The 12,860-nt window shown below is 44.5% G+C and carries 10 protein-coding genes; all 10 read right to left on the bottom strand.

The genetic code is table 11. From position 1 onward, the window contains the following. Positions 1–140: 140 nt before the first annotated feature. The 10 genes from EXU57_RS01040 to EXU57_RS00995 all read right to left on the bottom strand — a co-directional run bounded on the left by EXU57_RS01040 (position 141) and on the right by EXU57_RS00995 (position 12,259). A complete protein-coding gene (locus EXU57_RS01040; protein ID WP_133266309.1) occupies positions 141–602 on the bottom strand; it encodes a DUF2846 domain-containing protein in 462 nt (153 codons plus the stop codon). Positions 603–1,204: 602 nt separating this feature from the next. Next, positions 1,205–3,934 (bottom strand): DUF5695 domain-containing protein, encoded by a 2,730-nt coding sequence (locus EXU57_RS01035; protein ID WP_133266308.1) that lies wholly within the window; start codon positions 3,932–3,934, stop codon positions 1,205–1,207. 256 nt (positions 3,935–4,190) lie between these two features. Further along, positions 4,191–4,700: a ferritin gene (locus EXU57_RS01030; RefSeq protein ID WP_133266307.1), complete on the bottom strand. Its 510-nt coding sequence runs from the start codon at positions 4,698–4,700 to the stop codon at positions 4,191–4,193. Positions 4,701–5,364: 664 nt separating this feature from the next. Further along, positions 5,365–6,483 (bottom strand): ABC transporter permease, encoded by a 1,119-nt coding sequence (locus tag EXU57_RS01025; RefSeq protein WP_133266306.1) that lies wholly within the window; start codon positions 6,481–6,483, stop codon positions 5,365–5,367. Further along, entirely contained in the window at positions 6,480–7,586 is a 1,107-nt protein-coding gene (locus EXU57_RS01020) for an ABC transporter permease (protein WP_133266305.1), read from the bottom strand. Before EXU57_RS01020 ends, EXU57_RS01025 begins: the two co-directional genes overlap by 4 nt. Before the next feature lie 11 nt (positions 7,587–7,597). Continuing rightward, a complete protein-coding gene (locus EXU57_RS01015) occupies positions 7,598–8,338 on the bottom strand; it encodes an ABC transporter ATP-binding protein (RefSeq protein ID WP_133266304.1) in 741 nt (246 codons plus the stop codon). Position 8,339: 1 nt separating this feature from the next. Next, the gene (locus EXU57_RS01010; RefSeq protein ID WP_133266303.1) at positions 8,340–9,254 is read right to left on the bottom strand and encodes an ABC transporter ATP-binding protein; all 915 of its coding nucleotides are present in this window, start codon (positions 9,252–9,254) and stop codon (positions 8,340–8,342) included. A 112-nt stretch (positions 9,255–9,366) separates the two neighbouring features. Then, positions 9,367–10,257 (bottom strand): HlyD family secretion protein, encoded by an 891-nt coding sequence (locus EXU57_RS01005; RefSeq protein ID WP_133266302.1) that lies wholly within the window; start codon positions 10,255–10,257, stop codon positions 9,367–9,369. A 3-nt stretch (positions 10,258–10,260) separates the two neighbouring features. Further along, the gene (locus EXU57_RS01000; protein WP_133266301.1) at positions 10,261–11,538 is read right to left on the bottom strand and encodes a TolC family protein; all 1,278 of its coding nucleotides are present in this window, start codon (positions 11,536–11,538) and stop codon (positions 10,261–10,263) included. Positions 11,539–11,602: 64 nt separating this feature from the next. After that, positions 11,603–12,259, bottom strand: a complete 657-nt coding sequence (locus EXU57_RS00995; RefSeq protein ID WP_243745471.1) for a TetR/AcrR family transcriptional regulator — start codon at positions 12,257–12,259, stop codon at positions 11,603–11,605. Positions 12,260–12,860: the final 601 nt, after the last annotated feature.

Below are 12,860 nucleotides of genomic sequence, written 5' to 3'. Positions count from 1 at the left end.
TATTTTATCAGCTTTTTCATGCACATAAAAACATTGTATCAGCCTACCCTGTAAACGGTATCATCATCTTCAACCTGGAACTGTTATGCTTAACAATTACATTTGAACCAATAATTACCTGGACTGGTACCGGCCGCAGTTTAATCGCATTCGTCGTGTTTATATTTTGCAATCAGCGGCGCGGCAGTGTTGTAAGTAATTTCCTCAAGGGTGATTTCGGTGCTTGCAAATCGCTGCTTGATCTTCATGGTCATATAATAGGTCTTCCCTGCTTCTACCGGCACTTTCAATGCGAATTTTTCTCTGGAACCTGGCTTGTCCCAGGAAGTGGCATTAAACAGGTGGGTACCGGGCTGAACAAAAAACTCGGCGTACCGGTTGTTGTGTACTTTGCAAAACATCATGTCGTCTACCAGCACCCTGAGGTTTATGGCACTACCAACATGCCCGGTGGATCTGATGACATAAATTTTCGACATCGAGGCACTATCAACCGTATTTGTTTGTACGGATCTCGATGTGTCGATAGTAGTTGAATCTGCTTGTGCAGAAAGCGAGGTGGCGGCAATGGTAAAGATTGCAGCGAAAATCAGGTTTTTCATTTACAGTTAATCGGGCAATTAATGGTGATTGTATAAAGCGCTTTGCGCGAGATTTATAACGAACGTGTTTGGGTGTTCAGTATCTCCGCTGTATCACTTTTTCAATTGCTCCCGAATTATGTAAAATCTAAGCAAACGTTATTGATCTTAAACCAACGTCAATGTTTGTGGAAGTAAGGAAGGCACCATAGAACCCAGGCTTGCCAACTGTTCATGCATAAAACAACAACCCAGTAAACGCAGAATAAAAAGCATTTTTTTGGACCAGGCATTTGTAACACAGATGTAACCCCGGTTGCGACGCACTACTTTCATCGGTTGTAATGCTTATCAACAGAACGAGGAAAAGCAAGATGAACACCGTGCCTTTACCGACTTAGCACTACCATTGGATTGTATACGCGTTTGGCAGGTGACAATGATTAGCCGAGTCAACTACACCAGTACAAGAGTGCGACGCAACGGAAGTTAAATAGATAATCACCGGCTGGTGCCAAAAAAAATACCCGAATCGGAGATTGCATATTTCAATTGCACAAGTATTTAGTCTCGTTGCATTGTAATAAATCTAAACGTCGTTGATTGAAGTTGATAGGCCACAATTACTTATTTACGCGAACCAGTACTACTTCTGTTTCCCGTTGTCCAAGGTTTATTTCATAGTTGTCCCGCGTCTGAATACCGGCGCCCACCTTATAACCGTACCGTGCTTTAGCTGCTGGTTGCTCAATGCTCATAAAAGCTTTTGGCGTAAATTGATCTGCTACGTCAAGCTGTATCTTGATCTGACCAGTGGATGGTTGGTAAGCTATCTTTGTTATCTGCCCTGCTTTTAGGTTCACGCTAACACCTGCAGGAGCGATGAAAACAGACCTTCTTCCAGCAGTTGTGGGTGACACTTCTATCCACTGGTCTTTCCTGGTTACGTTGCCGCCAAATGCCAGCCATCCAAAGTCCGGATGCTGCACCAGGTATGTCGCCGAATTGATAGCATAGCCAAAAAAGCCCGAACCATAATCACCGGATATAGGATCGTTTTTAAGGGTGGAAGGATAGCTGTGAAAAGCCGTTGGTGCAAATCCTTCTTCGGTAATGTTGGAGAGTGCACCAAGCACGCCACCGTAACCAACACGCAACAAATAAAAGTTATCCGGTTTCCGCCGGTACTCCGTTAACACCGGGATGGCATTTAGGGGCGAACCATAGTGATGGATCATTCGCTCTACCCGTCGCAAGCCTCCGGCATACAGGAAATCCCAATAGCGCCTAGCATTGCCGTTATAAGCCCAATGCGGGATGGTAGGCATGTATGCAAGTATTGCATCCAGGGTAACTGCTGCTTTTTCTTCGTAGCCAAAAAAGAGCGACCAGATGTATACTTCCTCCTGGCCGGTAGAATCCCATGGCATCTCACTTCCAAACGGGTATGGCAATGAGGCCCAATGCAGGGTTCTTTGTTTCATGGCTGCTTCCAGTGCGGCCGACATCTCGCTTTTACCTTCGGCTTTCAGGTCTTTGAGCACAAGGTAAAAGATGGTTCCTTCCATTTGCCCAAACTCGGCATACTGTGGCGCGAGACGAACCATTGCCATGGCCGTTTCGTATGCATTGGCGAGGTACCAGTCCCAGGTTTGATCGGTAACTAATCCGGTATGGTTCCGGGCGAGCCGGTACATCACCCAATGGGCCGCTGCAACGTGTGGGTAATTATAGGAACGTCCAAGTGAGTTGGCTTCTTTCTTTCGCCAGAATGTCCACTGTTTTAAGTTGACCGGGTTTTTATAGGTACCCGCGGGTAAGGAGTCTGGTTCGTAATAAAAAACGCTCTTGCGTACACCGAACTTTGTTGGCCCTTCCGAAACCTGTATGCGACCCCACATGGTTTGGTTGATAAAACGTTGCAATTTGTCGATCTCCGACTTGTTGGGAATGACAGATTGTTTCATTACTGCACCAAGCCAGCTTCCCGCACCACCTTCGTCGCTGAGGCCCGAAACCCATGCCCGCGAATCTTCTACCACCTGTTCCTTTTTTTCGTTGTCGTAGGTGATTACAGATGGGCTGCGACCAAAAGGGTCACCTTCTTTTTCAAACCATTGTTTGGTGAGTGAAAAATTGCCATAATCTGAAACGGTTTCTCTTTCGGGTTTGATCACCTTATAGTGAACCGTTTGTACCAGCCCGTCGTCGTAGCGGATCGTTATCCGTGCCCTGCCCCATTTTGTTCCCCTTACGGCATACGATTTCCAGCCATTTTTAACGGTCTGCGCAGCACCTATCGTCAACGCGCCGGCAGGCTCGACCAGTAAGTCTTTTACCTTGCTTTTGTAATTAATAAACAGGCTGCCATTTACATCCTGTGGCAATACATAACCCGGAATGCCGACCGCGACAGGCCGGTTATGCTGCATGAGCGATTTTTCGATGCCGGCAGGCGGACCTGCCAGCACAAAGCGAAGGCCATATGTTTTTGTCTCTCCCGGTTTGACGATAATCGACGTGGGTTGGTTCCATTGTTCTGCAGCTTTCCATTCATTCTCTGCATATGCCTTGCTGCAAACAACCCATTCGTAAAAACCTTCAAAGGCCACTCCCCTTGGCGTGGGATCGTCGTTTAATGGGTTGTATGCTTCGAAAGGTGTTTTGTTATATGGAAGCACCAGCAGCGTTGAATCGCGTCCATGCAGCCGGGTTACCTGCAGGTAGCCCGCATCCAGGCCAAGGTAGGGATCGTACAAAACGTTCTTTGCATGCGCCTTTACCAGGGTGTTTCCTTCGAGAATGTTATTAAAGATGAGGGGGATGCCCATGGAGCCAATTTCAACTTCCTGGCTGGAACGATTCACGAGTTCAAATCGCAGTATAAGCTGACCCCTTTCGAGTTGCCAGAATCGTTTAACATTAAGCGGGATGTCGTCGGGTAAGGTGTTCGACAAGTCGGCCGCAGCAAGCACCGCACCAGCAGCAGGCAAGGCTGTAACTGGCTTGCGGTCTGTTGCAGTGGAGAAGTACTTCCAATCTTTAGAATCGCCCTGGCGAATGCGCATGTTGAGGTCGCCGGGATGATACATGCCTTTACTGCTGCGTACTTTTAGCCGGTCGCCCGGGGTAAAATCAAACCCTGTGTCGGACTTAGGATGTAAAGCTGAAAGTGTTTGTGAACTCTTTAGAAACCCGCCGCTGAATGAAGCCGATTGAAAAGGAATTGATCCCTGCTCAAGGTTCAACACGGATGACCTTTCAGCAAGCTCTTTCCAGGATTGGGCATACTGGCTAAGCGGCGCAATAAGTAGTAAAGATCCAAAGGTTAGTCGAAGTCCAAACAATTTCATACCGGCACGTATTGGTTTATTCAACATGGTGGTTATTGGCTTTAGCTGAAACAGCAGGCCGAAAATTACGATATAGTTTCGGTCGGCACACTTATGTACCCCAGGCGGAGACCGTACACTACCAGGCAACATTGCGATCCCAAAGTGGCGCCGTTTTTTAAGCAGCAGCCAATCATTCCTAATGAAGCCAATAGGAGAACGATGTTTACGATGATGGTCGCAATACCTTATTTACATAGGCAGGTATTCGGCTATCCTACTTCTTTTGTTCACCTTGCCTGGTCGACATGATATCACGGTCGAACAGGTAAAGCCCGCTTTTATCGTTGCCAATTAGCTCCAGCTTATCGTTTAATACCCTTGCACTTCTTTCTTCTTCTATCTGCTCACTAACGTACCACTGCAGGAAATTATGGGTAGCATAATCTTTCTCCTTTAATGCCAGGTCAACCAACTCGTTTATACTTTGAGAAATGTCTATCTCGTGTTTCAGGAACTCTTCGAACATGCTCTTTAACCCTTTGAAAGTTATAATGGGTTGTTGAAGTGCCGGAACCAGCGCAAAGCCGCCACGTTCGTTTACAAAGCGAATGAGCTTTAGCATATGCACCCGCTCCTCTTCGCTTTGAAGAAAGAAGTACTCAGCTACATTGTCGAGACCTGGCTGAATTTCACTCCAGCTGGCCATAGCGAGGTAAGCCTGTGATGAGGCAGCTTCTAACATGACCTGCCTGTTAAGCGCATCTTGCATCGATTTCGAGAGCATATAAGTTGTTTAGACAGTAAAGTAAGCGTTTTTATTATTTAGAAGAACCCCTGGGAACTATATAGCTATACTACCCGCCCGAGAACACCTTTATGAGTCAGGCAGAAAGAACAATGTGCAACAGCCGTTGCCCGCCCGGCTGAAGCCATTCGGACGGGGGCGTCGCACTCTTGTACAGTTTGTTCTCAATTGAAAACTATCCCAGATAACGTAAACAAAACTAAAGAATTGAGAATGATCTTTCGGGCAATAGCAGTGAAAGTTGAAAGTGAACTGTACCGAAGATTTTATAAGTGACCGAGTCTCGGCCGTTCCCGGAAGAAAACATAGCTGCCATCAAGCTTTGCCGTTAAAGGCCTACCGTGTGTACACAATAAGCACAGGCACAAGGATTTCACGGAATAATGAATTCAAATTTTAAACGAAATCCGTATACATAGAGCGCTTTGCTATACTTCCTGTACCAGGTAGGCAGATTTCTGCCACGCAGAACGATAGTCCACACCTATCCGTCCAATCGGGGTCATCGGTATGCCATTTACAACCTGTTCAAAGACGTGTCCACACGCGAGTTACTCTATTTCAGCTGTTCCAAGCTCTTTTGAAAAAACCAGATGACGAGTGGAGTGGTTGGCTGGTAGCGTAAAATTACAACAGAGTATTCCTAACTCGTCTTTTTATAATTCAACATTGCCCAGCAGTTTAAAACTACTGCAAACCCGGCGATGATGGCAAGGTGCTTCCAGATGTCGACAAGCCCGCTTCCTTTTAGAATAACCATCCGCATTACCTCTATTAAATAACTTACCGGGTTAAACCAGGTAACCACTTTTGCCCATTGTGGCATACTGTCGATTGCGGTAAACAGTCCACCCATGAGAATAAATACCATCATAAAAAAGAACATTATAAACATTGCCTGTTGCTGTGTATCGCAATAGGTGGAAACAAGCAAGCCAAAGCCAAGCACCGCCAGCAGGTACACTGAAATAAAGCCGTACAATAATACAATGCTCCCGAGTGGAACTATATCATAAATGAGCCACGAAACTAAAAGACCAATAGAAAAAACCACATTGCCAAGGATCCAGAAGGGAATGAGTTTTCCCAATATGAAGTGATGTTTACGAATTGGGGTTACATTGATCTGTTCGATGGTACCGACTTCTTTTTCCTTCACGATGTTAAGTGCTGAAAGAAAACCCCCGATCATGGTAACCAGTATTGCAAGGATGCCCGGTACCATAAACAATTTATAGTTGAGCAAAGGATTGAACCAGTTCATCGGAACTACGCTTATAACGGGTTGTGGACTTAATCGCCCCGGTTGCACCAGGTCGAAGCGGATTTCACCAGTGTAGTCGCGAATGATGGTACCAAGATAAGCACCGCCAAGATTAGCCTTCGTACCGTTGATAGCGTTTACGGCAACAAAAAGTTGTTGCTCGTTTTCGCGAATCAGGTTGCCCTCAAAACCAGCAGGTATTTCAAGAATTAAGTCCGCCTGGTCTTGCTCGATGAATTTAAAGGCTTGTTTAAATGAAAAATTGTACGCTGCTAATTTGAAGTACCCTGAGGCGGTAATTTTTGCAATTAGCTTTTGCGAGTAAGATGAATGATCATTATCGATGATGGCTATGTTGATGTTCTTCACTTCGTAGTTTGCAGCAAGCGGCAAAATGATCAACTGCATCACCGGCATAAAAATCACCATTGCCAGAATAGACTTATTCCTGAAGATCTGCCTGAATTCTTTTTGCAATAAAAACCTGATCGTTCTCATGATAGCCGTATTTTGAAACTTTTCAAACTCACCATTAACAAGACGAGAGTTATGCCGGCAAGAATTAACGTCTCCCGCCAAATAGCACTAAAACCCAGTCCTTTAATCATGATGGCTTTAGCGATAATGTAGAACCATTTCGCTGGAATGGCATTCGAGATAATTTGTAAAGGCAGCGGCATGTTTTCTATCGGAAACATAAAACCACTAAATAAAATGGTCGGCAGTAACATTCCCATCAACGAAATGAGCATTGCAACCTGCTGCGAGCTCGTTTTGACCGAAATGAAAATGCCAATCGTGAGACAGGTGATGATGAAAAGTGTGCTTTCAGCAAAGAGTAGCAAAACACTACCGTTCACCGGTAGATCAAGTACAAACACACTTAATAATAAAATGGATACAAGATTGATGAGGGACAATAATAGATAAGGTACTGTTTTGGCTACAATTACGAGTATGGGTTTAAATGGAGAAGCCAGCAAAATTTCCATCGTACGTGTCTCCTTCTCTTTAACGATGGAAACGGCCGTCATCATTACGCAGACCAACATCAATACCAAAGCCATCACACCGGGAACAAAATTGTGGGCGCCTTTTAATTGTGGGTTATACAACATCCTCACCTGCGTTGTAACCTGGTAAGGCATCACCTCGGAACGGTTAAGATCCGTTGTGTAATCCTGTACAATTGAGTTTACATAATTGGTTAAGGTAGCCGCCGTATTTGGATCTGAGGCATCGGCAATTACCTGTAGCTGTGCACTATTTTGATGCAAAAGGTCGTGGTGGAAGTTCAGCGGAAAGACAACTGCGAGTTTGACTTGTCCTTGCTTAAAAGTGGATTCAACTTCATGCACATTGTTTGATTTTTCTTCGATTTCGAAATATCGTGACGCTTCAAGTTTATCTATGATTTGTCGTGAAGCGATATCATTTGCCTGGTCGACGACCAAAACTTTTGCATTTTTGACTTCGTTCGTCAGTGCAAATCCGAAGATGAGTATCTGGACCACGGGCATGCCAAATAAGATTAGCAAGGTTTTCCGGTCGCGCAGCACGTGTGCAAATTCTTTTTTGATAAGTGCTAAAAACTGTTTCATTGATCAATCATTTATTCACCCCTTTTAGCGCCACGTGCCAGTTGGTAAAAGACTTCGTCCATTGAAGTGGCCCCGTACTTTTCTTTCAGGTTTCCTGGTGTATCCAAAGCTTCAATTTTGCCGTCAACCATTATAGAAACACGATTGCAATACTCGGCTTCATCCATGTAGTGCGTGGTGACGAATACCGTAATACTATTTTCGACGGACTCATAAATTAATTCCCAAAACTGCCGCCGTGTTACCGGGTCCACCCCGCCAGTGGGTTCATCGAGAAACACCACCTTGGGGCTATGTAAAACTGCCACCAAAAAAGACAGTTTTTGTTTCCATCCAAGGGGTAACGTGCCAACCAGCCTGTCCTTGTCTTTTTGCAGGTTGAGCCTATGAATTAATTCGATTGATTTTGCTTTCAACTGCTGGTTGCTTAAGCCATAAATACCGCCAAAGAAGCGGATGTTTTCCAATACCGTCAGGTCTTCGTACAGTGAAAATTTTTGACTCATGTAACCAATGCTTTTCTTGATCTTTTCAGTTTGTTTATAAACGTCGAATCCGGCAACAGTTCCTGCTCCTGAGCTGGGTATCAACAAGCCGCATAACATACGCATTGCAGTAGTCTTACCCGCCCCGTTTGCTCCGAGGAAGCCGAAAATTTCTCCTTGCTGCACTTCAAACGAAATGGCATTTGTCGCAATAAACTCACCAAACCTTTTGGTGAGCTTATCGGTTTTGATTACTGCTTCCCTCATATTAGTTGCTTAAGCGTTTGATAAAACAATCTTCTATGGTCGCAGGAGTTCTTCTCAGTTCAATGCCACTTAACCCCTGTTGTTGCAAATAACTTTGAACGACATTAACCTCTATCGCTTGATCTTTGAAGGAGACGTGGGCATATTCGCCAAAGGCGTTATTGCTTAGTACCTCGTCGTAAGCACTCAGCGTTTTAAGGAGTGCTGGCATATTGTCCGCTTTCACAGCATAAAGTTGTTCGGGATAAGCGGATATGATGTTCGCTGGTGTGTCAACGGTGAGCAGGTCCCCGGATTGAATCAACCCAATCCTATCGCAAAGATTAGCTTCATCCATATAGGGTGTAGAGACCACAATGGTAATTGCTTGCTGCTTAAGTTGCTTGAGCATTTCCCAAAATTCTCTTCGTGAAACCGGGTCAACTCCTGTAGTGGGTTCATCTAAAAACAATACGGCTGGCTTATGAATGAGCGCACAGCAAAGTGCAAGTTTTTGTTTCATACCACCAGATAACTTGCCGGCCATGCGCTTTTTAAAGGGTTCAAGTTGTATGTAAATGTCTTTGATGAGATGGTAGTTTTCTGCAAGACGGGTATTAAAAATAGTCGCGAAGAAGGTCAGGTTTTCCTCAACCGTCAGGTCGGGGTATAATGAAAACCTGCCCGGCATGTAGCCTACCCTGCTGCGAATTTTCTTGTGGTCTTTTACCACGTCGAGGCCAATGACTGATGCGGAGCCACCATCGGGTAAAAGCAACGTAGTTAGCATTCGAAAAATACTCGTCTTGCCAGCGCCGTCGGGCCCGATCAAACCAAACAATTCTCCATTGCTCACTTCGAATGACACCTTGTTTACGGCAATAGCCTTTCCCTTGCCATAAACCTTGCTGAGCCCGTTAAGTGTTACTGCTTTCATAGCGGTTTTTTAAGAGAAGACGACTTATTGTATACCTCGCTGATCATTAGCTGTTGTAGTAGTTGTAAGCCGTGGTTACATCAACATGGAAATTTAGAAGACAGGAATTCACTTAAAACATTACTTCACCATACATGCCGATTTTTAGATAGCCGTCGTTTTTCACGCGGATTTTAATTGCATAAACCAGGTTGGCACGTTCATCTTTTGTTTGTATTGTTTTCGGGGTAAACTCTGCTTTATTACTGATCCACGAAATTGTGCCCGGGTATTCTTTGTAGGTTCCCTTTACGTCGTCGACCAATACCTTAACTTGCTGCCCGGTTTTTACCCCGCTGATCTGATCACCTGTAATGTATGCCCTGAGCGTGATTGAGCCCACATCGGCTATCTTATAAAGCGGTTTACCTACAGCGGTCACCTCATTGCTTTCGGCATATTTTGTCAGCACCGTGCCTTGGATAGGATTAACGATCCGGCACCTGGCAAGCTGATCGTCTATTTGCTGCACCTGTACCTGGATTGGTGTCGCCTCTTCCTTCAGGCTGCCAGTGCTGATCACCAAAGATGAATGCTGGGCAGCGATTTGCTTTTTGATTATGGCGATTTGTGCATTAGCTTCATCGAGTTGTTTTGGAGTAGCTGCATCTGCCTTTACTAAATTTTCCAAACGCAGCTGCTCCCTTTCTGCATGGCGAAGCTGCTCCTGCAGGGATGCCGTTTGTGCAGCTATGTCGGGCTTCCTGCTTAAGACGGCCCTTGCCTGCGCCCTTAGCTGCTGCTTTTTCAGGTAGAGCTGCAGGCTATCAATGTATCCCACGACAACACCTGCTGATAAAAGTTGTCCCTCCTCAACATCAAAGGTTTTAATTGTGCCGGAGGCTTCCGCCGAAACAATTGTTTCAACAGCTTCAAAGCTTCCGGCAGCATCAAATACGTTTTCCTTTTGTCTACAATGGATAAAGCTGATTAGTATCAAAGTAATTATCGGTACGGTTTTCATACTTTACTGTTTATTTCCTGTGGTTGTTTGTTGGTTATATTCAGCCATTAATAACTGGGTCTCGTGCACTATTTTGCTTTGCCTGGCCTGGTCCTCTGCGTTCACCTCTCTCAGGTAATCATTTGAATTGATCACACCATTTTCCAGTTGTGCAAAAGCGGTGTTTTTAAACTTTGTTCTTAAAGCAATGATCTCGTCATCTGAAGCGAGTAATTGAATGTATTTGCTGATCTCTAAAGTTTGTTGACTAACCATCATGTTGGTGTTCAACAGAAAAGTTTCTTTCTGCACTTCAATATGCTGACGACTTATTTCGATGAGCGACCGGTCACGTTTAAGCGTATATATTCCCACAAGGCTCCAATTCAATCGAATGCCACCGATGTAATAGGGCTCGAACTTGTTGCTGAGCATGTTCAGGCCGGGTCGGCCAGCGCCTGCCTGCACGAAAACGTTCACTCTGGGCCGGGTTTTTACCGCGAGCATTTTGTCCTGCGCATCAAGCAGCCGGCTTTGTTCCTTATACACGATCAACTCAGGCCGGTTGATGACGTTACCTGTTATAATAGCTGCCGGCCGGACCAATAAAGAAGGTGATCCGATTGTTTGGCCGATAAACAAGCTCAACGTATTGATATAAGCAGTCTGATTTGCCTGGAGTTCAATGGTACGTTGTTGACTCCTGAGTAGCTCAGCCCTTAATACATCTGCGTTACTTTTTAACGCAGTGCCGTAACTAATTGCCGCTTGAACTTTGTTTATTCCTGTTTGAATATCGTTAATGAGTAGATGGCTTTGCTTTAACTGTTCGGCGATGAGTAATGTGCCAAAAAACAATTGATTAACGCGTTCTTTTAGCTTGTACAATTCAGCTTCCAGTTGTTGCTGTTGTATGGACTCACTTGTTTGTTGAAGCTGCTCTTGCTGCCGTGTTTGGCCGCCATCAAACACGAGCAGGCTTAGATCTCCATAAAGCCGGTACTGGTCTTTACTGATTGTTGGCGGCACAACGCCGGGCAATTTGAAAGGGAGCTCTGTTACGGATGACTGGTAGCTGGCCTGGCCGAGCACACTGAGTTGTGGCAATAACCCTTTTTGAATATTTTCAATGGTTAAAGCCGAAGCTTTTTGGATCAGCCCACGCTGTTTCACCAGGGGATAATTACGCATTGCAAGCTCATAACACTCTTCAAGGGTGAGGTAATCCCCCCGCTGTGCATGAGAAATGCTTGAGGCGGAAGCCAGGCACAGGATTGATAATATGATGAAAGGAGTTTTCATGTTAATCAAGACGTTTATTAATTTGATTTAGTCAAACGATTAAAAGCGAGGTAAAAAAATTTTCTTATCTGACGAGCAATTTCATCCACTTTGAAACCAGTTCTTTCCGTTCTCCCATAAGCTGTTCAAACATTTTATCGTTTACTGCGCCTGCGGCTTGTAACACCGGCTTAGCGATAAACGGAAAAATAAGCATCCCGAGCAAACTCATGATTAGCTGAACCGGGTTTACATCCGGCTTCTTTTCTGCAAGCTGCTTTACGAAGTGCGATTTCAGTAAAACATCATCAACATGGATCGCTTTACTAAAGCTTTCCGGGTTGTTGCGTATCTCACTTAATACAAACAGCGGAAGATCTGTGTTTTTAACAAGCAAATCAATGTACCTGGTTGTAATCAGATCAATTTTCGTGTTCAGTGAAGTTTCCTTATCAGTAAATACCGGAGCAATAGCAGCAAATAGCTGTTGAACCTTCTCCATCATAATGATCTCAAAAAGCTTTTCCTTACTCCTGAAGTAATAATTCAATAATGCAAGATTTAAACCAGCTTGTTCTGCAATATCCCGGGTTTTTGTAGCGGCATAACCTTTTTTCAAAAACACAATCCTGGCCGCCTCTTTAATTTTCTCTTCTGTCGTTAGCTTCTCGTCTGCTTTCAATACCTGGTCCATTCTTCTTATTATTACTTCAAAGGTATAATCGTTTTTGGATTTATTCAAGTATTTTAATCAAATGTTTAAAAAAAGTTGGGTGCATGTTCCTGCTTCTGTCAGGGAGTTGTTTTCTGGCCGTTGCGACAATATTTTTGATGATAAATGGGTCTAAATTGCATAGGGTTCATACGGGCGGGCACAGCGGGACCAACCGTAGTGTAATCTGGCATCCACTGCTTGCTCCATAAAAAGGCTATTTAAATCCATGCTACCACATACTATTTCGCATTCTTTCCCCAGGAAATAATTTAGCGAGTAGTTTGTCGAACATTTTTATATGGCTTTCCACCAATTTCTGAAATGAATGCAACAGCCTGGAAAATTAATCTTCCGGGCTCAGCAATATCTATCCCATAGCTATCCGGTCGATGTAGCTGACAATCTTCTTAAAGCCGCCGCAAGCTAAGGTGTATTTTGTCGATGTCATTTCCTGGTATTTATTATTGATACAACTGAATGGGCCTATTATGATTATATCTGTTTAACACGTTTCTTGTGTACTCAACTAAGGCGTCTGCACGTTGTGATGTTGCCACACAATCGCCCATCCGGGAAGGACTCGCACTGCATTGTAAACAAAAGCCTTTGATGCCTGCAGCGGCTAAAT

The organism is Segetibacter sp. 3557_3 (genome assembly GCF_004354985.1).
In the GTDB taxonomy this organism is placed as follows: Bacteria; Bacteroidota; Bacteroidia; order Chitinophagales; family Chitinophagaceae; genus Segetibacter.
The sequence above is the reverse complement of the archived record's forward strand: the minus strand, read 5'-3'. Positions and strand labels throughout refer to the sequence as shown.